General features: G+C 71.2%; 19 protein-coding genes. 11 read left to right on the top strand and 8 right to left on the bottom strand.

Annotation, left to right across the window (positions count from 1 at the left end):
- The first annotated feature begins 125 nt into the window (after positions 1-125).
- The 5 genes from H5965_RS40905 to H5965_RS40885 all read left to right on the top strand — a co-directional run bounded on the left by H5965_RS40905 (position 126) and on the right by H5965_RS40885 (position 4,363).
- Entirely contained in the window at positions 126-1,961 is a 1,836-nt protein-coding gene (locus H5965_RS40905) for an Hsp70 family protein (protein WP_310976441.1), read from the top strand.
- 31 nt (positions 1,962-1,992) lie between these two features.
- The gene (locus tag H5965_RS40900; protein WP_310976440.1) at positions 1,993-2,187 is read left to right on the top strand and encodes a DUF3046 domain-containing protein; all 195 of its coding nucleotides are present in this window, start codon (positions 1,993-1,995) and stop codon (positions 2,185-2,187) included.
- 236 nt (positions 2,188-2,423) lie between these two features.
- Positions 2,424-3,470: a recombinase RecA gene (gene recA, locus H5965_RS40895; RefSeq protein WP_310976439.1), complete on the top strand. Its 1,047-nt coding sequence runs from the start codon at positions 2,424-2,426 to the stop codon at positions 3,468-3,470.
- A 150-nt stretch (positions 3,471-3,620) separates the two neighbouring features.
- Positions 3,621-4,148: a regulatory protein RecX gene (locus tag H5965_RS40890; RefSeq protein ID WP_310976530.1), complete on the top strand. Its 528-nt coding sequence runs from the start codon at positions 3,621-3,623 to the stop codon at positions 4,146-4,148.
- Positions 4,148-4,363 carry a hypothetical protein gene (locus H5965_RS40885; protein ID WP_310976438.1) on the top strand — a complete coding sequence of 72 codons (216 nt, stop codon included), beginning with the start codon at positions 4,148-4,150 and terminating at the stop codon, positions 4,361-4,363. The genes H5965_RS40890 and H5965_RS40885 overlap by 1 nt, the downstream gene beginning before the upstream one ends.
- A 142-nt stretch (positions 4,364-4,505) precedes the next feature.
- Here the strand turns inward: H5965_RS40885 and H5965_RS40880 are convergent, their stop codons facing one another.
- From H5965_RS40880 to edd, 4 genes are all read right to left on the bottom strand, one after another.
- Positions 4,506-5,849 (bottom strand): MFS transporter, encoded by a 1,344-nt coding sequence (locus H5965_RS40880; protein ID WP_310976437.1) that lies wholly within the window; start codon positions 5,847-5,849, stop codon positions 4,506-4,508.
- A gap of 22 nt (positions 5,850-5,871) precedes the next feature.
- Positions 5,872-7,839 carry a PEP/pyruvate-binding domain-containing protein gene (locus tag H5965_RS40875; RefSeq protein ID WP_310976436.1) on the bottom strand — a complete coding sequence of 656 codons (1,968 nt, stop codon included), beginning with the start codon at positions 7,837-7,839 and terminating at the stop codon, positions 5,872-5,874.
- Between the two features lie 204 nt (positions 7,840-8,043).
- Entirely contained in the window at positions 8,044-8,649 is a 606-nt protein-coding gene (eda, locus tag H5965_RS40870) for a bifunctional 4-hydroxy-2-oxoglutarate aldolase/2-dehydro-3-deoxy-phosphogluconate aldolase (protein ID WP_310976435.1), read from the bottom strand.
- Positions 8,646-10,535: a phosphogluconate dehydratase gene (edd, locus tag H5965_RS40865; RefSeq protein WP_310976434.1), complete on the bottom strand. Its 1,890-nt coding sequence runs from the start codon at positions 10,533-10,535 to the stop codon at positions 8,646-8,648. Before edd ends, eda begins: the two co-directional genes overlap by 4 nt.
- Before the next feature lie 234 nt (positions 10,536-10,769).
- On the opposite strand from edd, the gene H5965_RS40860 reads away from it, so the two are divergent.
- The 4 genes from H5965_RS40860 to H5965_RS40845 are packed head-to-tail and all read left to right on the top strand — an operon-like array spanning position 10,770 to position 14,596.
- Positions 10,770-11,057 carry a hypothetical protein gene (locus tag H5965_RS40860; RefSeq protein WP_003054488.1) on the top strand — a complete coding sequence of 96 codons (288 nt, stop codon included), beginning with the start codon at positions 10,770-10,772 and terminating at the stop codon, positions 11,055-11,057.
- Positions 11,054-11,878, top strand: a complete 825-nt coding sequence (locus H5965_RS40855; protein WP_310976433.1) for a hypothetical protein — start codon at positions 11,054-11,056, stop codon at positions 11,876-11,878. Before H5965_RS40860 ends, H5965_RS40855 begins: the two co-directional genes overlap by 4 nt.
- A 52-nt stretch (positions 11,879-11,930) precedes the next feature.
- A complete protein-coding gene (locus H5965_RS40850) occupies positions 11,931-13,847 on the top strand; it encodes a fumarate reductase/succinate dehydrogenase flavoprotein subunit (RefSeq protein ID WP_310976432.1) in 1,917 nt (638 codons plus the stop codon).
- The gene (locus H5965_RS40845) at positions 13,844-14,596 is read left to right on the top strand and encodes a succinate dehydrogenase/fumarate reductase iron-sulfur subunit (RefSeq protein ID WP_043783250.1); all 753 of its coding nucleotides are present in this window, start codon (positions 13,844-13,846) and stop codon (positions 14,594-14,596) included. The genes H5965_RS40850 and H5965_RS40845 overlap by 4 nt, the downstream gene beginning before the upstream one ends.
- Positions 14,597-14,649: 53 nt before the next feature.
- Here the strand turns inward: H5965_RS40845 and H5965_RS40840 are convergent, their stop codons facing one another.
- The 3 genes from H5965_RS40840 to H5965_RS40830 all read right to left on the bottom strand — a co-directional run bounded on the left by H5965_RS40840 (position 14,650) and on the right by H5965_RS40830 (position 17,493).
- Positions 14,650-15,771 carry an amidohydrolase family protein gene (locus H5965_RS40840; protein ID WP_310976431.1) on the bottom strand — a complete coding sequence of 374 codons (1,122 nt, stop codon included), beginning with the start codon at positions 15,769-15,771 and terminating at the stop codon, positions 14,650-14,652.
- Positions 15,768-16,292: a GNAT family N-acetyltransferase gene (locus tag H5965_RS40835; RefSeq protein WP_310976430.1), complete on the bottom strand. Its 525-nt coding sequence runs from the start codon at positions 16,290-16,292 to the stop codon at positions 15,768-15,770. The genes H5965_RS40840 and H5965_RS40835 overlap by 4 nt, the downstream gene beginning before the upstream one ends.
- Before the next feature lie 349 nt (positions 16,293-16,641).
- Positions 16,642-17,493, bottom strand: a complete 852-nt coding sequence (locus H5965_RS40830) for a helix-turn-helix transcriptional regulator (protein ID WP_310976429.1) — start codon at positions 17,491-17,493, stop codon at positions 16,642-16,644.
- A 282-nt stretch (positions 17,494-17,775) separates the two neighbouring features.
- Between H5965_RS40830 and H5965_RS40825 the strand changes: the two genes are divergently transcribed.
- Entirely contained in the window at positions 17,776-18,444 is a 669-nt protein-coding gene (locus H5965_RS40825) for a YoaK family protein (protein ID WP_310976428.1), read from the top strand.
- A gap of 43 nt (positions 18,445-18,487) precedes the next feature.
- Here the strand turns inward: H5965_RS40825 and H5965_RS40820 are convergent, their stop codons facing one another.
- Positions 18,488-18,994: a hypothetical protein gene (locus tag H5965_RS40820; protein WP_310976427.1), complete on the bottom strand. Its 507-nt coding sequence runs from the start codon at positions 18,992-18,994 to the stop codon at positions 18,488-18,490.
- Positions 18,995-19,279: 285 nt separating this feature from the next.
- On the opposite strand from H5965_RS40820, the gene H5965_RS40815 reads away from it, so the two are divergent.
- Positions 19,280-22,948, top strand: coding sequence for an ALF repeat-containing protein (locus tag H5965_RS40815; RefSeq protein WP_310976426.1), 3,669 nt, complete (start codon positions 19,280-19,282; stop codon positions 22,946-22,948).
- Positions 22,949-22,951 lie beyond the last annotated feature (3 nt).

Raw genomic sequence — 22,951 nt, 5'->3', positions numbered from 1 at the left:
GTGCACCTTGATCGCCGCCCGCGTCAAGGAGCAGTGACTTTCGCGGGTCCGCACGCACGGTGATCGCGCGCATGGCAGCATCACGCGGGCGCCGTCGTGGCGTGTTTTTCGCGAAGGGGAGTGCTGTGCGGATCCTGTCGGTGGACCTCGGGACGTCCAACACCGTCGCCGTGCTGTCGGCGCACGGCATGCCGCCCCGGGTCGTCGAAGTGGACGGCTCGGCCAACATGCCGTCGGCGGTGTTCGCCACCGAAGAGGGCACGATCATGGTCGGTCGCGACGCCGAGCGGCGCGCCCGCCTCGACCCGACGCGCTTCGAACCGAACCCCAAGCGCCGCATCGACGAGCAGACCCTGCTGCTCGGCACCGATGTCGTCCCGGTGACCGACGCGCTGGCCGCCATCCTGCGCCGCGTGCTCGAAGAGACCTCCCGCCAGCTCGGCGGCGAGCAGCCCGACGAGGTCCGGCTGACCCACCCCGCGCAGTGGGGGCAGACGCGCCGGAACGTGCTCATGTCCGCCGCCCGGCTCGCCGGGATGGGCCCGAACATCCTGCTGGTGCCCGAGCCGGTCGCCGCCGCGGCGCACTTCGCGTCGTTCCCCGGCAAGTCGCTCGCGCCCGGGCAGGCGCTCGCCGTGTACGACCTCGGCGCCGGCACCTTCGACGTCGCGGTCGTCGGTGCCACGCAGAACGGGTTCACCGTCCTCGCCGAAGACGGCCTGCCCGACCTGGGCGGCCTCGACGTCGACCAGGCGCTGATGGTGCACGTCGGGCGCGAGGTGTCGCACTCCGACCCGCAGCGCTGGCAGCGGCTCCTGCGGCCGGAATCGACCGGCGACCGGCGCACCCGGCGCGCGTTGCAGGAAGACGTCAAGGCGGCCAAGGAGGCGTTGTCGCGGCACCCGCAGACCGAGGTGCCGATGCCCGAGCCGTTCAAGGACGTCCTCGTCACACGCGGTGAGCTGGAGGGCCTGGTCCGGCCGGCGATGCTGCGCAGCGTCGAACTGTTGTCGCGGACGTTGCGGTCCTCGGGGCTGACCCCGGACCGGCTGGCCGGCATCTACCTCGTCGGCGGGTCGAGCCGGCTGCCGCTGGTCGGCACGATGATCGCGGAGAAGCTGGGGGTCGTGCCGGGCAGCCTCGACCAGCCGGAGACCGCGGTCGCGCTCGGCGCCCAGCACGTGGCCCGCGACGGGCTGTCCGTGCGCACCCAGAACGTCGAAGGCGCGGTGGCCGCGGGTGCGCCGCCGCACCGCCCGCAGTACGCGCCGCCACCTCCGCAGTATCCGGGCTACGCGCCGTCGAACTTCCCGCCGAGCGGCCCGCAGCCGGTGCCGTCGAACTTCCCGGCGTACTCGCCCGCGCCCGAGAAGGCCGAGCCTCGCGGGAAGAAGAAGCTGCTGATCGGGATCGCGGCCGCGGTCGTCGTGGTGCTCGCGGCCGGGGTGACGTACTTCCTCACGTCGTCGTCCTCGGTGCCGACCTATACCGCGGACCAGTGCAAGACGCCGGGGCAGGCGGACGACAAGGGGTTCACCGGGTGCCTGCGCCAGCTCGCCGGGAAGATCGCCGACACCGGCGACTGCAAGCCGGGCATGGGCAACGGCCCGGCGGCGCCGGCGCAGCGCCTGGGTGTCTCCTCCACCTGCTCCGCGCCGGGCCGGGCGGGCACGCAGGTCACCTACGTCCACGGTGACAGCGCCGACGCGCTCAAGCAGTACACCGACGGCCTGCTCGCCTCCGCGGGCGGCGACCGCACCGAGGCCGACTGGGGCGGCAACGGGCTCAAAGGGCACTACTCGTCGGCCGCGGGGAAGACGTCGGCGGTGCTCGTGTTCACGGTGTCGGACCGGCCGCTGGCCGGGTTCATCTACCAGCTGAACACCAGTGACCAGGCGGCGGCGACCACGCCCGGCACGCTGGCCGACTACTTCGAGGCGAGCGTCCAGCCGGGGCAGTAGCCGGTCGGGCCCGCCGGTTAGAGTGGGTCCGATGCGGATCACGGTTTTCCGGCGGCTGATGGCCGAGGAGTTCGGCCCCGGGCGGGCCCAGGTGCTGGCCAGGGACCACGTCCTGAGCGGGCTCGGCGGGCGCACCGTCGACCAGGCGCTGACCGCGGGGATCCCCGCCAAGGAGATCTGGCGCGAGGTCTGCGACGCCTTCGACGTCCCGGTCGAACGGCGCTGACCTGGGGTTTCCGGACCAGTGCCGACCCGGGCGGGCGAAAATCCTAGCGCAAGGGTGTGTCGCTGCCGACCTCGAACAGGTGTTCGTCTAAGGTGTTGTCCACATCGGGTCCAGCGATCCACAGATTGGGCGCCGCGCCTGGAATTGTCGGTCCCCGCCGCTAGCGTCGGACCGGACAGCTGAAGAACCGACACAGACCCCGGGACACGGGGCTTCGACCAGCGAGGTGGACTTCCATGCCTGCAGCACCCGACAAGGACAAGGCGCTCGAGCTCGCGCTCGCGCAGATCGACAAGCAGTACGGCAAGGGCTCGGTGATGCGCCTCGGCGAGGACACCCGGCCGCCCATCGCCGTGATCCCCACCGGCTCGATCGCCCTCGACGTCGCGCTCGGCATCGGCGGGCTGCCCCGCGGCCGCGTCGTCGAGATCTACGGCCCGGAGTCCTCCGGTAAGACGACGGTCGCCCTGCACGCGGTGGCTAACGCGCAGCGCGCCGGCGGCATCGCGGCCTTCATCGACGCCGAGCACGCGCTCGACCCGGAGTACGCCAAGGCCCTCGGTGTCGACACCGACGCGCTGCTCGTCTCCCAGCCGGACACCGGTGAGCAGGCCCTCGAGATCGCGGACATGCTGATCCGCTCCGGGGCGCTCGACATCCTGGTCATCGACTCCGTGGCCGCGCTCGTGCCGCGCGCGGAAATCGAGGGCGAGATGGGTGACTCGCACGTCGGCCTCCAGGCTCGCCTGATGAGCCAGGCGCTGCGGAAGATCACCGGTGCGCTGTCCAACTCGGGCACGACGGCGATCTTCATCAACCAGCTCCGCGAGAAGGTCGGCGTCATGTTCGGCTCCCCGGAGACGACCACCGGTGGTAAGGCGCTGAAGTTCTACGCGTCGGTCCGCCTGGACGTGCGCCGCATCGAGACGATGAAGGACGCCGGCGAGGCGGTCGGCAACCGGACCCGCGTCAAGGTCGTCAAGAACAAGGTGGCCCCGCCCTTCAAGCAGGCCGAGTTCGACATCCTGTACGGCCAGGGCATCTCCCGCGAGGGCTCGCTCATCGACATGGGTGTCGACCAGGCCATCGTGCGCAAGTCCGGTGCCTGGTACACCTACGAGGGCGACCAGCTCGGCCAGGGCAAGGAGAACGCGCGCCGGTTCCTGCGCGACAACCCGGACATCGCCAACGAGATCGAGAAGCGGATCAAGGAGAAGCTCGGCATCGGCCCGCAGGTCGACGCGGCCGCAGTCGACGCGGTCCCGGCGCCGGTCGACTTCTGATCGGAGGGGAGCGGCGGGGTGAGGTGTGCGCTCGCCTCGTCCCTCCGCCGTGTCTCCCGGAGTTGCGCCGGGTGGTGACGTCCGGCCTCGGTGACGTGTCTGCCGGGGCCGTGAGAACGAGGAGTGATCGAGGTGGCCAGGGCGCCGAAGGTGCCGCCGGCCGAGCTTCCTCCCGAGGAGCGGTACAAGAAGGCCAAGGAGATCTGCTTCGATCTCCTGGCCGCTCGGCCGCGGACTCAGGAAGAGCTGCGGCAGGCGTTGCAGCGCAAGGGGTTCGACGAGGAAACCAGCGAAACCCTGCTCGGCAAGCTCGACCGGGCCGGGCTGGTGAACGACGAGGAGTTCGCCCAGCTGTGGGTGAAGTCGCGGCACGCGAACCAGGGGCTGTCCCGCACCGCGCTGGTGGCCGAGCTGCGGCGCAAGGGCGTCGACGGCGAGGTCGCCGCGCAGGCGGCGGGCGAGGTCGATCGCGAGTCCGAGGAACAGATGGCCAGGGAACTGGTCCGCAAGCGCCTCGGCTCGCTCGGCAACGTCGACGAACAGACCGCCCTGCGGCGGCTGCTCGGCTTCCTCGCGCGCAAGGGCTACCCGCAAGGCCTGGCCTACACCGTGATCAGGGAGGAACTCCGCGAGTACGGCGCGGAGTCCACCCTGCTCGACGACGCCGTCATCGAGTGATGGCGGACGTCCGGACCGTCGAGCACTTCTCGCAGAGCAACCCGGTGGGGCCGGGGCAGGGAGACGTCTCCGCCCTGCTGCGCCGGGTCGCCGACACCCTCGACGAACTCGGCGACGTCCAGGTGCAGGACGTCGTCTTCGGCAGCGAAGTCACGGCAGGCGAAGACGACCTGCACGTCACCGTTTACTTCCACCGGGAGCCGCGGCGGCGGTGACGTCAGTGAAGCGTATCCGTTGTAGTCCCGCTCGTGCACCGAGTTGGTCGCGGAACGTTTCCACCGAGTGATTTGCCGGTCTCGTCGAGGCCTTCGATCGTGCTGGTGCGTAGTGTTCGGAGCTGCTCTGCGGCGGGCTGGCTCACGATCCCCGTGCTTCGAGGCGCGAATTTCCCGCATCCAAGTTCACTGCGCGAGCCGTGGCAACGGCAGGTCGGTCTGATACGTGGGAGGCGTGGCGGTACACGGCCTCGACGGCCGGCGTCCTTCGGTCCGAGCGGTGCTTGCGGACGGCCAGCAACAGCAACGCCAGCAAGCCCATCGCGACGCACGTCACCACGGCGGTCAGGACCAGGAACTCGTTCAGCTGCCCGGCCGCCAGGTACGCGCCCAGGGCCACCGCGACCAGGGCGCACACCGCCCTGTCCACAATGGACTCCATGGACAGGAGGGTGGCCCGGTAGCGGGAGTCCGGGATGGAGTCGTTCAGCAGCTGCTTCTGGACCGGGAACGCGATGCCCGTCGCCACCGCGAAGACGCACAACAGCACCACCGCCGGGAACGAGCCGACGAACACGATCACCCCGAGGCACACCGCCATCACGATCGTCAGCGTGAAGACCGTGCCCACCGGGCCGATCGCGCGGCGGAGGCGGTGGGGGCGGGCTGCGCCCAGGGCCTCGAAGACCGTCATCGCGGCCAGGACCGCTCCGTACCAGTTCACCGAGAGCGTCTTCGATTCCAGGATCGGCTGGAACAGGTTCACCTGGCAGATGCGCACCAACGTGAACATCGCGACGCCCTGCACCATCAGCAGCACCAGCCAGCGGGACGACCGCAGGGCCGACAGCGCGCCGCCGACTCCGGCCACCAGCGAGGCCGTCTTGCCGGTCACGCGGCGGCCTCCCGGGATCGGGGGGAGCTTGGCCGCGAAGACGAGCGCGATGGCCGCGTTGATCGCCGTCAACCAGTACGGCGAGGGGAGGCTCCAGGACATCAGGAGGCCGATCACCGGCCAGAACAGAATCTTGCCGACCAGGCTGTACGCGCGGCCGACGCCCTCCACCCGGAGGTAGTGTTCCCCCGCGCCGGATGCGTGCAGGTACTCGTACAAATACGCGCTCTGCGCGCCGGACACCAGCGAGCGGGCCAGGGCGATCAGGATGAAGTGCACCAGGAACCCCGTGTACGAGCCCAGGAACACCGGCACCAGGTTCGCCGCCACCAGCACGCCGGCGCCCGCCGTCAGGGACGTGCGGTAGTCGAAGCGGTCGGCGATCATCCCGGTCGGGATCTCGAGCAGGCAGAACACGATGTAGTAGATGCTCTGGATGCCGAAGATCTCGCCGTCGGAAAGTCCGATGAGCTTCTGGTACGAGTAGAAGATCGGCACCCACAGCAGCAGGCCGAAGAAGAACTGGAACCCGTAGGTGAGCCGGACGGCTCGCTGGACGTCGGGTTTCGCGGGCAGACGGAGGCCCAGCATGATCGCGTTTCTCCCGGGGAGGTCAGGCCGAATAGGGGCGCAGCTGCACGAGGTGGAGGTGCTCGCCGTCGGCGAGCCACTCGATGTCCACCGGTGCGTCGAACGTGTAGTCGGGCGAGAAGTGGCCCTGCAGCAGGCGGCCGGCGATCGCCAGCCGCTGGAGCTGGTCGTGGGCCCGCGAGTCGAGGTCCGCGGGCGCGTCGCCCAGGGACAGCGTGCGGCCGCCGCCCTCGACCGTCGAATACAGGTACTGCATCGGGAGGGCCGACCCGTCGACGACGTCGGTCACGCGCGGCGACACGTTGACGTACACCGTGCGGAAGTCCGCGCGGTTCATCGGGTTCGTCGTCACCAGCACCCCGCCGAAGTCCGCCGCGACCTGCTCCTGGATCACCACGCCCATGTAGCACTCGTCGAGGGAGATCCCCGCCTGCTGCCGCAGCCGGACGCTACGCACCGACACCAGCGACGCCCAGACCTCCTTGACGCTGGCGAAGATCCGCTCGGCCGTGGTGACGTGGTTGTGCGACTCGTAGATCCCGGCGGCGGAGAACCCGGCGAGGTCTTCCGCGTTCGACGAACTCCGGACGACGAACGCCCGCACGCCGGCCAGCTGCGACACCAGCGCCGAGTCGATCTCACCGGCGAGCGCGCCCGGCAGGCGTGCCGACCGGATCAGGCCCTGCAGCTCGACGCACAGCGGCTCGATCTCCCGCGCGTCCAGCTCCAGGGCCATCTTCAACTTGCCGATGGCCTGCTGGATCCGCGGCGACGACTCCAGGAACCGGCGTTGCAGCGAGAACGGCAGCGCGATGCCGCGCGGCACGCGGACGTGCTCGTCGAGCAGCCGGCGGGCCGCGGCACCGAGGTCCGCGTCGAGCGGGACCTCCAGCAGCCGCGCCAGATACGGGAGCAGGTTGTCCCGCGGCGGCCGCGGCACCTGGTAGAAGCCGAGCAGCCGCTGGGACCCGTGCGCCAGCACGTGGTGCAGCTCGCCGAGGTTGGCCGCCTTGGTGCCGTAGCGGTGGCGGTCGGCCGCGCGCAGCCGGGCCAGGTTCACGATCGGGCTGTGGTCGGCCTCCGGCTGCTCCAGGGTGACGCGCTGGGCGTACCAGGACGGCGGGACCGCGTCGGCCGGCTCGTCGACCTCGCGCAGGGTCAGCGCCTGGGCGTCCACTGTGTACTCGACCCACTTGCCGTCGAGCCCGCGGCGCTCGATCTCGGCCAGGGCGCCGAGCTGGACGGCGTTCGGGATCTGCCAGCCGGTGGCGAGGACGTTGGTGTGCGACAACGGCGTCGTGTGCCGGGCGTTGACGATCCCCGCCAGCCGCGGGATGTCGTCGGGGACGCGGTCCATCACGATGATGTCGGTCCAGTCCAGCGTCGCGGCCCGGTACTCGGCCTCGCTGCGGAACGCGCGCAGCCGCCCGACGGCGGTGCCCGGGTTCAGCGCCACGAACGGCGCCGTGGAGAACAGCTCGTGCGCGAAGACGCGCGGCAGCTCGCTCGCCGGGATCTCCCGGACGATCCGCTCCTGCAGCTGGTTGGCCGGTTTGAACAGCAGCGGCAGCGCCGGGTCGACGTACTGCGCGACGAAGGCGTGGAACTCGCGGATCAGTGCGGCCGGCATCGTGTCGACCTCGACCGTCTCCAGCGAAAGCATCTGCGGGTGCAGCGCGAGAATGCCGAGGAGGAACCGGCGGTCCGGCGCGTGATAGAAGGCTTCGTTGTACGAGTCGATCTCGGCGCGCACGCGTTCTCCGCCGACGCCGAGGATCTCTTCCCCGATATAGATCGCGTGAAAGGAATGGCGCGCGTTGTTCAGAAAGTGGATCTTCGCCTGCTCACGGTCGACCACGACCTTGACGAAGGAATAGCCGCCGAGAGTGCCGCCGAGCTGGTGGAGTGCGGACACCGAAAGGCGTTCACCGACAAGGGCGGCGACGGTCTCGGGGGCAGGACTGGGCGTGACCACGCTGGTCAGGGACACGGATTCTCCTCGCTGGAAATAGCGAAGAGAAACGATAACAGGCCGGTAAATCACCCACCTGCGCGGTGAATGCGCCATTCAGCGGGATGCATGACCGGCGCCACACCCGCTCGGAGCACCGTTCCAGCGCACTGGAACGGTGCTCCCGGAATGCGGACGCGCATTCCGCCGTTCGGGGACGGCGATGACGCGGAGTGATTTCCGCTACAGCGCGGCCGCCTCCGCGGCCAGCTTCTCGATCGTGGCGGGGTCGAGTGAGGCCGTCAGCCACGATCCGCCGATGCAGCCGACGTTCGGCAGCGCCAGGTACGACGGCGCCGAGGCCACCGTGATCCCGCCGGTGGGGCAGAACTTCAGCGACGGCAGCGGTCCGGCGATCGACTTCAGGTACGCGACGCCGCCGGACGCCTCCGCCGGGAAGAACTTCAACGCCGAAAGCCCGCGCTCGGCCAGCCGCATCGCCTCGGACACCGTGCTCGCACCCGGCAGGAACGGCAGCCCGGAGTCGAAGCACGCGTCGACGACGGCGTCCGTGCAGCCCGGGGTCACGAGGAACTTCGCGCCCGCGTCGGCCGCCTGCTTCGCCTGGTCCGGCGAGGTCACCGTGCCGGCGCCGATGACGATGTCCGGCACCTCCGCGGCGACCCGCTCGATCGCGGACAGCGCCGCCGGGGTGCGCAGGGTCAGCTCGATGACCCCGATCCCGCCGGCGAGCAGGGCCCGGGCCGTGGGCACCGCGTCGTCGGCGTCGTCGATCACCACGACGGGCATCACGGGGGACAGCTCGAGCAGGTCTTGACCGGTGGTCACTGACCGACCTCCTGGGTAGCGAAAGCGGGCGTTCCGAAGTGTTCCGGCGTCAAGCCTCCGAACACCGATGCGCCCTGGTCGGCGGGGCCGACGGCCCGGCGCAACGCGGCGAACAGCTCTCGGCCGGTGCCGGTCCAGGATGCTTCGGACGGAGGGGCGTCCACAAGTTCACGCCGGGCGAGTTCTTCGTCACCGACCAGCACGTCGAGCGAGCCCGCGGACGCGTCGAGCCGGATGACGTCGCCGTCCGCGACGCGGGCGATCAGGCCGCCCGCCGCGGCTTCCGGCGTCACCTGGATGGCCGCCGGGATCTTGCCCGAGGCACCCGACATGCGCCCGTCGGTGAGCAACGCCACGGCGTACCCGCGGTCCATCAGCACACCCAGCGCCGGCGTCAGGCCGTGCAGTTCCGGCATGCCGTTGGCCTGCGGGCCCTGCTGCCGGAGCACGACGACGACGTCCCGGTCCAGCTCGCCGGCGTCGAACGCGGCCTTGAAGTCCTCCTGCGTGGTGAACACCCGCGCCGGCGCCTGGACGACCCGGTGCTCGGGCGCCACCGCGGACACCTTGACCACCGCGCGGCCGAGGTTGCCCTCGACCATCCGCAGCCCGCCGTCGGCGGCGAAGGGGCGCCACACCGGACGCAGCACGTCTTCGTCGAGGCTGCGGGTGGGCACGTCCCGCCAGACCAGCTCGCCGTCGGACAGGATCGGCTCGGCGCGGTAGCGGTGCAGCCCGAACCCGGCGACCGTGTGCACGTCCTCGTGCAGCAACCCGGCGTCGAGCAGCGTGCCGACCAGGAACTGGATGCCGCCGGCGGCGTGGAAGTGGTTGATGTCGGCGCTGCCGTTCGGGTAGACCCGGGCCAGCAGCGGCACGACGGCCGAGAGGTCGGAGAAGTCGTCCCAGGTCAGCTGGATGCCCGCGGCCGCGGCGATCGCGACCAGGTGCATCGTGTGGTTGGTCGACCCGCCGGTGGCGAGCAGCGCGATGACGCCGTTGACGAACGCCTTCTCGTCGAGGATCCGCGCGACCGGCGTGTACTCCTCGCCACGGGACAGCGCGACGACCCGGCGCCCCGCTTCCTCGGTCAGCGCCTGGCGCAACGAAGAACCCGGCTGGACGAAGCTGGCGCCGGGCAGGTGCAGGCCCATCACCTCGACGACCATCTGGTTCGAGTTGGCCGTGCCGTAGAAGGTGCAGGTGCCGGCCGAGTGGTACGACGCCGCTTCGGCGTCGAGGAGGTCTTCGCGGGTCGCGAGGCCCTCGGCGTAGAGCTGCCGGACGCGGGCCTTCTCCTTGTTGGGCAGCCCGGAGTTCATCGGCCCGGCGGGAACCAGGATCGCCGGCAGGTGGCCGAACGACAGTGCACCGATCAGCAGGCCGGGCACGATCTTGTCGCAGACGCCCAGCAGCAGCGCGGCGTCGAACATGTCGTGCGAGAGCGCGATCGCCGTCGACATCGCGATGACCTCGCGGCTGAACAGCGACAGCTCCATGCCCGCGCGGCCCTGCGTGATCCCGTCGCACATCGCGGGCACGCCGCCGGCGAACTGGGCGACCCCGCCGGCGGAGCGCACGGCCTTCTTCAGCCAGGCCGGGTATTCCTGCATCGGCTGGTGCGCCGAAAGCAGGTCGTTGTAGGACGACACGATCGCGACGCCGGGGGCGCGCGCGGCCCGCAGCGCTTCCTTGTCGACGCCGTCCATCGCGGCGAAACCGTGGGCGAGGTTGCTGCACGCGAGACCGCGGCGGACCGGGCCTTCTTCGTGCGCGGCGGCCGTGCTGTCGAGGTAGGCGGAGCGGGTCGCGGCACTGCGCGCGGCGATGCGGGCGGTGACCTCGGCGATGACGGGGTGCAACGATGTGGTGGGGGTCGGGCTCATGTCCGGCTCCGGATCACTGGTGTGGGGTGGTCCGCGGGACGGCAGCGCTGACGCCTCAGGGTCGTGACACTGGCCACACTACCTCGGGAAAACGCCGAATCAAAATCGATTCAGAAGATCGCTTCGCGTGACCCCGATCACCTCCGGAACCGTTAGTGTGCTAGTTGTCACACTGCACGACGCGTGGCAAAGCCTTCGCCGGTTCCCTGCCAGCCCCACCACACGGGAGGCATGATGTCCACCTCCGAGATCGCCGAGCTGCGGCGAACCATCGGCCAGCTCCGGCAGTGCGTCGGCGCACTGCGCTCTCGCTACGGCGACGCGTCGGCGGTCCGCCGGCTCGCCAACGACGTCGAGCGCCTCGACATCGACACCGCGGACCTCGACGGCGTGCCCCTCGCGGTGCCCGCCCAGGCGAAGGCCGCGGAGCGCGTCCCCGTCCCCGACACCCCCTACGACCCGGCGCTGTGGCACGGCGCCGATGACGAAGGCGTCGGCGGCTACAAGCGCGACCAGCGGTGAGCGCTCCCGCTGACAACGGCGTCGGCACCGGCGTCCGGGCCCCGAAGCGGGCCCGGATCGCCGAGCGCACCCTCCGCACGGACCGGTGGTGGCTCCAGCCGCTGCTGACCGTGCTCGGACTGTCGGCGTTCATCATCTACGCGACGGTCCGGTCGTTCGTGCGCACCGCCTACTGGGTGCCCGACTACCACTACCTGACGCCGTTCTACTCGCCGTGCCTGTCCACTTCCTGCGTCGAGGGCTCGAGCCACTTCGGCCACTGGTTCGGCGACCTGCCGGGGTTCATCCCGCTCGGCTTCGTGGTGCTGCCGTTCCTGCTCGGGTTCCGCCTGACCTGCTACTACTACCGCAAGGCCTACTACCGGTCGGTGTGGTTCTCCCCGCCCGCCTGCGCCGTCGCGGAACCGCACGCCAAGTACACCGGCGAGACGCGGCTGCCGCTGATCATCCAGAACGTCCACCGCTACTTCTTCTACGTCGCGCTGATCGTCTCGCTGGTGAACACCTACGACGCGATCACCGCGTTCCACGGGAAGACCGGCGGCTTCGGCTTCGGGCTCGGCAACATCATCCTGCTGGGCAACGTGGTCCTGCTCTGGGCCTACACGCTGTCCTGCCACTCGTGCCGGCACGTGACCGGCGGCCGGTTGAAGCACTTCTCCAAGCACCCGGTGCGCTACTGGATCTGGACCAAGGTCTCGAAGCTCAACACCCGCCACATGACGCTGGCCTGGACGACGCTCGGCACGCTGGTGCTGACCGACTTCTACGTCATGCTCGTCGCCAGCGGCGCGATCTCGGACCTGAGATTCGTCAACTAGCGCCGCTTCTTCCCAACCACAGACGTCCCCAGTTCCGAGGTGGAATCTCTTCATGACCGAGGTCGAACGGCACAGCTACGACGTGGTGGTGATCGGTGCCGGTGGCGCCGGTCTGCGCGCCGTGATCGAAGCCCGTGAACGCGGCTTCCGCGTCGCCGTCGTGTGCAAGTCCCTGTTCGGCAAGGCGCACACGGTGATGGCCGAGGGCGGGTGCGCCGCCTCGATGGGCAACGCGAACTCGAACGACAACTGGCAGGTCCACTTCCGCGACACCATGCGCGGCGGGAAGTTCCTCAACAACTGGCGGATGGCCGAGCTGCACGCCAAGGAAGCGCCGGACCGGGTCTGGGAGCTCGAGACGTACGGCGCGCTGTTCGACCGCACTGCCGACGGCCGGATCAGCCAGCGCAACTTCGGCGGGCACACCTACCCGCGGCTGGCGCACGTCGGTGACCGCACCGGCCTCGAGCTGATCCGCACGATGCAGCAGAAGATCGTCTCGCTGCAGCAGGAGGACTTCGCCGAGACCGGGGACTACGAAGCGAAGATCAAGGTCTTCGCCGAGTGCACGGTCACCGAGCTGCTGACCACCGAGGGCCGCATCGCCGGCGCGTTCGGCTACTGGCGCGAGAGCGGGCGGTTCATCCTCTTCGAAGCGCCCGCGGTCGTGCTCGCCACCGGCGGCATCGGCAAGTCGTTCAAGGTGACGTCGAACTCGTGGGAGTACACCGGTGACGGCCACGCGCTGGCCCTGCGGGCGGGCGCGAAGCTGATCAACATGGAGTTCGTCCAGTTCCACCCGACCGGGATGGTCTGGCCGCCGAGCGTCAAGGGCATCCTCGTCACCGAGGGCGTGCGCGGTGACGGCGGCGTGCTCAAGAATTCCGACGGCAAGCGGTTCATGTTCGAGTACGTGCCCGACGTGTTCAAGGGCCAGTACGCGGAGAGCGAAGAGGAAGCCGACCGCTGGTACGCCGACGCGGACAACAACCGGCGGACGCCGGACCTGCTGCCGCGCGACGAGGTGGCCCGCGCGATCAACTCCGAGGTCAAGGAGGGCCGCGGCTCCCCGCACGGCGGCGTCTTCCTCGACATCGCCAGCCGGCTGCCGGCCGAGGAGATCCGCAAGCGGCTGCCGTCGATGTACCACCAGTTCAAGGAGCTGGCGGACGTCGACATCACCGCGGAGCCGATGGAGGTCGGGCCGACCTGCCACTACGTCATGGGCGGCATCGAGGTCGACCCGGACACGGCGGCGGCGAGCGTGCCCGGCCTGTTCGCGGCCGGCGAGTGCTCGGGCGGCATGCACGGCTCCAACCGGCTCGGCGGCAACTCGCTGTCCGACCTGCTGGTGTTCGGCCGCCGCGCGGGGCTCGGCGCGGCCGAGTACGTGCTCGGCCTCGACAGCAGGCCCGCTGTGCTCGAGTCCGATGTGGACGCCGCGGCGAAGATGGCGCTCGCGCCGTTCGACCCGCCGGCCGGCGCTTCCGCGGAGAACCCGTACACGCTGCACACCGAACTGCAGCAGTCGATGAACGACCTGGTCGGCATCATCCGCAAGGCGGAGGAGATGGCGCAGGCACTGGCGAAGCTCGACGAGCTGCGGCAGCGGATCCTGCGCGTCACCGTCGAAGGGCACCGGCAGTTCAACCCCGGCTGGCACCTCGCGATCGACCTGCGCAACATGCTGATGGTCAGCGAGTGCGTCGCGAAGGCGGCGTTGACGCGGACCGAAAGCCGCGGCGGGCACACGCGCGACGACTACCCGGGCATGGAAGCGGACTGGCGCAACAAGCTGCTCGTGTGCTCGGCGTCCCCGGGTGACAACCCGGTGGTGCCGGACGTCGACGTCGAGGTGAAGGAGCAGGTGCCGCTGCGGCAGGACCTGCTGGAGCTGTTCGAGTTCGGCGAACTCGGGAAGTACTACACCGATGCGGAGCTCGAGACGCACCCCGGGAGCAAGGCATGAGCTACAAGGCGAGTTTCCGGGTCTGGCGCGGCGACGCCGACGGCGGCGGGCTGCAGGACTTCACGGTGGAGGTGAACGAGGGCGAGGTCGTCCTCGACATCATCCACCGGCTGCAGGCGACCCAGGCCGCGGACCTCGCCGTCCGCTGGAACTGCAAGGCGGGCAAGTGCGGCTCGTGCTCGGCGGAGATCAACGGCCGCCCGCGCCTGCTGTGCATGACGCGGATGTCGACGTTCACCGAGGACGAGGTGATCACGGTGACGCCGATGCGGACGTTCCCGGTGATCCGCGACCTCGTCACCGACGTGTCGTTCAACTACACGAAGGCGCGCGAGATCCCGTCGTTCACCCCGCCGGCCGACCTGAAACCGGGCGAGTACCGGATGCAGCAGGTCGACGTCGAGCGGTCGCAGGAGTTCCGCAAGTGCATCGAGTGCTTCCTGTGCCAGAACACCTGCCACGTGGTGCGCGACCACGAGGAGAACAAGGAAGCCTTCGCGGGGCCGCGGTACCTGATGCGCATCGCGGAGCTGGAGATGCACCCGCTGGACGTCGCGGACCGGCGTGATGCCGCGCAGGACGAGCACGGTCTCGGGTACTGCAACATCACGAAGTGCTGTTCGGAGGTGTGCCCGGAGGGGATCCACATCACGGACAACGCGCTGATCCCGATGAAGGAGCGCGTGGCGGACCGGAAGTACGACCCGATCGTGTGGCTGGGCAACAAGCTCTTCCGGCGGGACAAGTAGGGCTTTCCCCCTCGACGCTCGCGAACCGCGCCTCGGGCCGGTTCGCGAGCGTCTTACTTTTCGGCGGAACCGGTGACGCGCTTCCCGTCGTGCCAGACCGCCCGGGTCCGCCCCGGCAGGTCGGTCACGTCGAGATCCGTGCCGTCCAGCAGCACCAGGTCCGCTCGTAACCCCGGCTCGATACGGCCGCGGTCGTCGTCGAGGCGGAGCAGCCGCGCCGCCGCGGCGGTCGCCGCCTTCAGCGCCGCCGCTTCGCCGAGCACCTCGGCCAGCAGCCGCAGCTCGGTCGTCAAGTCGACATGGGGACGCGGGGCCAGGTCCGAACCGGCAGCGACGCGGACCCCCGCCTCCGCCGCGAGCCGGAGCGAACGGCGGTGCGTCTCGGCGAATTCGCTGCCGCTGATCGGCGAGAGCGTCGGCACGTACCAAGCGCCGGCCAGCGCCTCGACAGCGGAGTCGTCGAGGAAGGTGCCGTGCTCGATGCTGCGCGCCCCGGCGCGGGCGGCCGAGACGACGGCGGCGGACGTGTGCGCGTGGGCCAGGACGTCCCGGCCGCAGCGGCGGGCCTCGTCGACCAGCGCGGTGAGCTCGTCGTCGGTCGGCCGGACGTCGGTTCCCGAGCGCACCGCTCGCATCGCCCCGCTCGCACCGACCTTGATCCAGTCGGCGCCCGCCCGCACCATCCGGCGGACCGCCGCGCGCGCCGCGTCCGGGCCGTCGAACAGCGGGTCGGGCAGCGACGGGTCACCGTAGTGGTCGACGGCGCCGGCGGGCGGCTCCCAGCCGTCGCCGAGCCCGCCGGTCGGCCCCAGCTGACGCAGGCTGATCCGCAGGTCCGGCCCGGCGATCCACCCTTCGCGCAGGGCGTGCTTGAACCCGGCGTCGGCACCCCAGGCGTCCCGGACGGTGGTGATCCCGCGCGCCAGCAGCCCGCGCAGCACCGGCACGGCTTCGAGGATCCGGGCGCTGCGCGGCAACGGCTCGGGCCGCGGAAAGGCGACGTGCACGTGGCAGTCGATGAGCCCCGGGATCAGCAGGCCGCCCGAGCAGTCGACCCGTTCGCCCTCGAGGCCCAGGCCGACTTCGGCGATCCGGTCGCCGTCCAGCCGCACGTCCGCGCGGGTCGTCTCCCCGGTTTCGGGGTCGAACACCCGCGCTCCGGCGAGCACCGTCACGCGAGTTCCTTGCGGTAGATGAGGAAATCGCACGGCGTGGCCAGCGACGGCGCGAGATGCGGGTAGTCCTCGGCGAGGTCGGCGCGGTGCGTCACGCGGTAGCCGAGCCGGCCGTACCACTCGGCCAGGAACTGCTTCGACGGATGCGTCCAGTCGCGCGGCACGAGCAGTTCGAGCTGCATCTCCCGGCATCCGGCGTCCCGGCTGGTCTGCTCGGCGAACCGCACCAGCTCCCGCCCGATGCCGAGGCCCCGCCGCGCCGGGTCGGCGGCGAGCATGCCGAATTCGCCGACGACGTCGTCGAGCCGCCGGATCCGCACGGACCCGGCGAGGTCACCGTCCACGAACGCGGCGGCGATTTCCCCGGCTGCCACGAACCCGGTGAACTCCTCGACGGACGTCCGGTCGGTGCTTCCGAGCCAGAGCCCCTTCTCGGACTCGGCGTAGACCTGGTTGACCAGCCCGGTGATCCGCTCGATCACCGCGGGATCGGCGGACGGCGGCAGCAGCTCGATCTCCATGTCGCCATCCTGCCGTGCGCTGGAAGAAAGCCGAAACGGGGCTGCCCTTTGTCCGAAGGGCCGGAGCACCGGTGGCACACAACGCGGAGCGGGAAGCGCCGCCCACACCAGCAGCTGCTGTGCGACTGGCGGATCAGCGGGCGAAAGGTGTTGACAGCAAACAAAGGAAGCGAGCCCATCTTGAGCTTCGGCAAGCGCGGGTGACCGGCCGAACGCCGACCGCGAAACAGAGACGGCGGAACGGGAGCCTTCGATGCGGCGTGGAACCGGTGCCCCACAAGCCATTCGGCCGTGAGGTGCCCGGCGCCGGGCGCCTTCGCGTCCCGGGCCGCGGTGCCGTCGTCGTCGGTCACTGTCTCAGGCGTTCGTACTCGTCCGCGAACCGGACGAGCCACTCCAGGGACTGTCCTTCGGGGAGGGCCACTTGTTCCAGGCGGGTGGTGAGCAGGTAGAACGCCTCCACGGCGATGCGGTCGTCGACGAACAAGCCCGCGGTGTAGGTCTCTTCGTAGACGACCGGTGGGTGTTCGGGGAACTCCATGACCGTGAAGGTCGTGCTCAGCACGCGGAACGTGGGGTCCGACTCCGGGACCACCCGGATGACGCAGTGCGGCAGGTTCGTGGCCAGCACGAGGTTCTGGAGCTGTTCGTGCATGAGCGACGGGCTTCCCACGACCGAGCGCAGCGCGCGCTCGTGGATGAAGAAGGTGCAGTTCGGCGGGTTGTGGCGTTGCAGGAGCTGCTGCCGGTCCACGCGGGCGCGCGTCAGCATGTCGAGCCTGTCCGCGGTGTAGCGGCCGGTGAGTTCGAAACAGGTGTGGACGTACTCCTCCGTCTGCAGCATCCCGGGGATGGCGGCCGGGCTGTAGTAGACCATCGACCGCGCGAGGTTCTCCTGGATGACGAGGGATTTCATCGGGTCGACGAGCTTGTCGAAGTACGGCCGCACCCAGTAGAGGTCGCCGGACGGCTTGGCCAGCTCGAGGAGCCGCGCGCGTTCGGCGGCTCCGGTGCCGCAGTGGGCGAGGTAGATCGCGGCGTCGACCGCCGAGATGCGGCGGCCGTTCTCCCAGGCCGACACCTTCGACGCCGACCAGTCCGCGCGGCGGGCCACCTCGCGCAGGGTCATCCGCTTCTGCTCGCGCTGGCCCTTGAGCTCGTAGGCCATTTCGCGCGTGCGCACCGTGCTCTTTTCGGTCATGGCACGGACGGTAGAGGGGACCTCCGACAAAACGACGCACGCCGCGCGCGGATTCACCGCAAGGAGGTCGCTGTTCCGCCTGTGTGACAACGCAATCCGGCTCCCGAAGCGCTGCGAAGCTGCTTCGCGCGGCGAAGGCGCTTCGCGCATCTTAAGCGATATATGGCGGCGGAAACAATGCGGCCGGCGATTCGGCGAAATGGCGCGGAGTCGCTTCGGCGCGCGGGTGGTCAGGGGCGGCCGACGGCCGCGCGTCCGGGCGCGAGGTGGTTGACTGCCCGCATGGCTGAACCGAAACCGCGGGGCCTGGCCGCCCTGTTGCTGACGCTGACCGTCGTCACCGGGGTGGTCGATGCCGTCAGCTTCCTCGGGCTGGGCCGGGTCTTCGTCGCCAACATGACCGGGAACGTGGTGTTCCTCGGGTTCGCGGCGGCGGGGGAGACGACGCTGTCGGTGCTCGCCTCGCTGACCGCCGTGCTCGCGTTCCTGGCCGGCGCGCTCGCCGGCGGCCGGCTCGCGCGGCGGGAGGACGACTACGACGCCCTGCGGCAGGCGACCGGGGCGCAGGCCGCCCTGATCGCGGTCGCCGTCGTGCTCTCCGCCACCCTCGGCGGCGGCACGCGGCTCGGCGCCGAACTGCTGATCGTCGTGCTCGGGCTGGCGATGGGGCTGCAGAACGCCGCCGTCCGCCGGATCGGGGCGCCCGATCTGACGACGACCGTCCTGACCATGACGCTCACCGGCTTCGCGGCCGACTCCAAGGCGGCCGGCGGGACCGGCTCCCACCCGCTGCGGAAGGCGGCCGCCGTCGGCGCGATGCTCGCCGGGGCCTTCGCCGGCGGCCTGCTGCAGCTGCACGTGGCCATGTGGGCCGCGCTCGCCGTGGCGCTGGTGCTGGTCCTGGCCGTGCTCGCCGCGCTGCACCGGGCGAAGCGGTCCACAGAGGACTGACCGGGACCGGGAAGGCCACCGCGGTGGCCTTCCCGGAGCCGGCTCAGGCGCCGGTGACCCTGAGCTCGACCAGCGTCGCCGGGTCCTGCCCCGCGCCCTCGCCGAATCCGGTCCAGCCGTGCGTGTCCACGTTCACCGTGGTCGGGGCACCCTTGATCGTGACCGTCGCCTTGACGTTGTGCGCTTCCTGGTCGTCGCCCTTGGCCTGGAAGGCGTACGGGATGCTCAGCTTGAGGTAGCCGCTCGGCCCGGTCACCTGGAAGCAGTAGTGACCCGGGTCGGTGCCGTGGTCGGCCGGGTTGTTCGTCGAGTACACCTCGATCACGCCGGTGTGGTCGGCGCAGCCGACCAGCAGGATGTGCCCGTCGCCGCTGACCAGGGTGATGCCGCGGTCGCGCAGGATCTTGTCCGCGCCCGGGTAGCTGTAGTCCTCGACCAGGCCGGGCGGGGTGTCGTCGGCGGTCGCGGCGTGGGTGATCGCCGCTGTGCCGGAGATCACGGCGGCACCGGCGACGGCGGCCGAGGCGAGCAGGGTGGTGCGGAAACGCATGTCGGGTTGCACTCCTTGTCGTTGACGGGGCTGGGCGCGCGTCGCCGGACAGGGTGCTGCGTCCTCGACCCGACATGGCCCCCCATGCGAGAACAGACGGACCGTATCCCCCGCTCGCCGTCCGGTCAACGCCGGTGATCATTACTTGATCGGAGTCTTTTCTTCGCGGCGAACCTGCGCTTAAGGTACGTCTCGGCTGACACAGGGGGGACCGCGTGTGCGCGGCAGCCGGCGGCTTGCTGCCGCCGAACCCCCTGCGGATCTGACGAGGGGGCAGCGGGGTACATGGGCATCCGACACCTACGGGCCGTTCTGACGGCGACGACGGCGTTCGCGCTCGTCGCCGGCATCGTGGCGACACCGGCCGCGGCGGCGGACCCGCCGCAGCCGACGGAACGCCAGCAGGTGCTGGCGCTGATGCGCGACGGCAGCCCGGTGATCTCCCGCGCGGCCGAGGCCGCGCTGTGCGGCACCGACGACGACGTGCACACCTTCCTGGCCACCGGGCTGAGCCGGGTGCAGGAGGTCTCCGACCGCGTCGCGGTGCAGCAGATGATCTCCACCGGCGGCCCGGCGACGCAGCACGCGGCCAACGCCGCCCTCGGCGGCACCATCGCCGACGTGCGGGCCTTCCTCGCGAACGGGTGGCGCCAGGCCTGGCAGACCGACCTGCGCGTGCAGGTCTCGCGGCTCCAGTCGGCCGCCACCGGCCCGACCGTGAAGAGCGCCGCCAACACCGCCCTCAACGGCACGTCCGACGCCCAGCTGGCCTTCCTCGGCCAGGGCTACCAGCGCGCCCAGGTGATGGACGACCGGATCGCCGTGCAGCGGCTGATCAACGCCGCCGGGGCCGAGGTCAAGAAGGTCGGCAACTGGGCGCTGTCGTCCAGCGCGGACGACGTGCGCTGGTTCCTCCAGAGCGGCTACCAGGTCGCGCTGCAGCGTGACCAGGAGACCGCGACGGTCGCGCAGCTCGCCGATCTCGCGAAGAGCTCGCAAGCCCGCGCGACCGAGCAGACGCAGGCGGCGAAGGACGCGGCCGACCAAGCCGCGACCGCCGCCGCGGCCGCGAAGGCCGACGCCCAGATCGCCGCCGACGAGACGCGCAAGGCGCAGGGCTCGGCCGAGCAGGCCGCCCAGGCCGCGGCGCGGGCGGCCGACGCCGCCAACCGGGCCGCGCGCGCCGCGCAGACCGCGATCAACGCGGCCAACGCGGCGAACAACGCGGCGCGCGAAGCCGCGGCCGCGGCCAGCCAGGCCGCCTGGGCCGCCTCGATGGCCGGCCGGGCCGCCTCGAACGCCCGCAACGCGGCCGCCGCCGCGGCCACCGACCGGGGCCAGGCCGACCGGGCGACGCAGGCCGCGAAGGACGCGCGGGACGCCGCCAACGGTGCGCAGAGCGCCGCCGACGCGCTGACCCACGCCATCGACGCCGTGCACGCCGTCGCCGTGACCGTGCAGGCGGCCGCCGCCGCGGCCAACGACGCCGCCGCGGCCGCCGCGGCTTCGTCCGAGGCCGGTGGCTACGCGCAGCAGGCCGGTGCCAGCGCCGCCGAGGCGAAGAACGCCGCCGCCCGGGCCCAGCGCAACGCCAACGAAGCCAGCCGCGCGGCCGCCGCCGCGCTCTCGCTGGCCAACGACGCCGCCGCCTGGGCCGGCCAAGCGCGGCAGGCCGCGCTGGACGCCGTCGCGCACGCCAACGCCGCGGCCGCCGCGGCCGACGACGCGGCCCAGCACGCCGGGGAGGCGGCCGGGGCCGCGCAGCGCGCGAAGGACGCCTCGATCGAGGCGAAGAACGCCGCCGACGCCGCGCAGGGGGCCGCCGACCAGGCCGAGAACACCGCGAGCCTGGCCCGCCGCGCCGACGCGGAGCGGCTCGCCCAGCAGCAGTCCCAGGCCATGCGCGACGCGCAGGACGCCAAGCAGGCCGAGGACTCCCGGACGGTGGCGGCGCACTGGAGCGCCGGCCAGCCCGAGCAGCTGAGCCAGCAGGCAGCGACCCTGCTGGCCGCGGCCAAGGATCCGGCGGCCCCGCCGGCGGCGGCGATCGCCAGCGGCCGGAAACTGGCCGCCGAGCTGATGCACACCGGCGGCCCGAAGCTGTTCGCCGCGGCGAGCACCGCGCTCGCGGGCACGGACGCCGAACTGACCGCCTTCGTCCAAAGTGGCCTGAACGGGGCACTGGAGCAGGACGACCGGCTCAGCCTCAGCATCGTGGGCGGCGCCTCCCTGGTGCCGGCCCAGCGCGCCGCGGCCGGCACCGCCGCCGCGGGCAGCCACGACCAGGTCAAGCAGTTCCTGACGACCCGCGACTACCAGGGCAAGGTGACCAACGACCGGCTCGAAGCGCAGCGCATCTCCTCTCTCGGCGGGCCGGCCACCAAGGACGCGGCCAACCGCGCGCTCTCGGGGACCCCGGCCGACGTCGCCGCGTTCCTGAAGACCGGGCAGTACACCGCGGCCAAGAACGACGACCGGATCGCCGTCCAGAAGATCCTGGACAAGGGCGGCCCGGAGGTGAAGGCCGCGGCCAACGCCGCGCTGTCGGGGCCGTGGACCTACGTCCGCCAGTTCCTGCAGTCCGGGCAGTACAGCGCCGCGTGGCGGGACGCCGACGCCGCGCAGCACGTCGCCCAGATCAACGGCTACGTCGCCAACGCGAAGGAAGCCGCGGCCCTGGCCCACCAACAGGCCGCCCTGGCCGCCGAGTACGCGGCCAACGCCGCCGGTTCGGCCGCCGAAGCCGCCGCGGCGGCCCAGGCGGCGAAGGACTCCGCGGCCGAGGCACAGCAGCACGCCGAAGCCGCCAAGGCCTCCGCCGACCAGGCCGAGAAGTCCGCCGCCCAGGCGGCGCAGTCGGCCGAGACCGCCCGGTGGGCGGCGTCGAACGCGCAGGCGGCGGCGCAGTCCGCGCAGCGCTCGGCGGCCCAGGCGGCGCAGTCGGCCGCGCTGGCCAACCAGTACGCCGCGGAGGCCCGCGAGGCGGCGGCCCGGGCGCAGGCCGACGCCGACGCGGCGGGCAAGGACGTGCTGGAAGCCAGCCAGGCGGCCGCGGACGCGTACAACGCGGTCAACGTCAAGCAGTCCGAGGAAAACGCCAAGCAGCAGGTCATGGACATGCGCGGCACCGTCCAGCAGGTCCGGGACGCGGTCGCGCAGGTCATCCAGGACCACCCGGAGCTGCAAGGGCTCCTGGACACGGCGAACCAGCTGCTGTCCATGATCGACACGATGGCCGGCGCCACCCTCGACTACGTGCGCGACCACGCGGGCGAGCTGCTCGCGCTCATCCAGCACCTGGCCGAGGTCGCCGGCGGCGTCGGAGCCGCGCTCGGCGGCGCGTCGGTCGCCGGCGGCGCGATCGCGGCGTGCGCCGAAGAAGTCGGTGCGGGTGCGGCGATCGGTGCCGGTGGTGGCGCCGCGTTCGCCGGCATCGGCGCGGTGCCCGGCGGCATCGGCGGCGCGCTCGTCGGGGCCATCGCGTGCATCTTCACCTCGGGCCCGGCGGTCTACGCCGGGATCGCCGAGATGATCGGTGGCCTGGCCATGGCCATGCACGGCATGGAGGGCATGGCCGACGACATCAAGAACCTCGCCGAGAACCCGGGCAACAAGATCGGCGACGCGCGCGAGGTGAAGGTCGCGGACATCGTCGGCGGCCGGCGCACCAAGGAGCTCACCAACGACGGCCAGGACTTCACGATCGTGCAGCCGGGTGTCGGCAAGACCGGCGTGGACGTGTTCGGTCCGAACGGTGAGTACATCGCGGTCGGCGGGCCGGGCAAGGCGCTGGACACCACCAAGCTGGGCAGCCAGATGAAGGTCCTCAGGTGGGGCGCCGACCAGGCGGGCGTGCGGGCCCTGGCGTACTTTGAGGAGGGCACGCCGCAGGCGGCGCTCGACCTCGCCAAGAAGTGGCTCGGCGACGGCAACGTCATCCTTTTCCCGAAGTAGGCA

Origin of the sequence: Amycolatopsis sp. 505 (assembly GCF_031625235.1) — a bacterium.
Classification (GTDB): domain Bacteria; phylum Actinomycetota; class Actinomycetes; order Mycobacteriales; family Pseudonocardiaceae; genus Amycolatopsis.
This window is presented reverse-complemented; position numbering and strand designations above follow the sequence as displayed.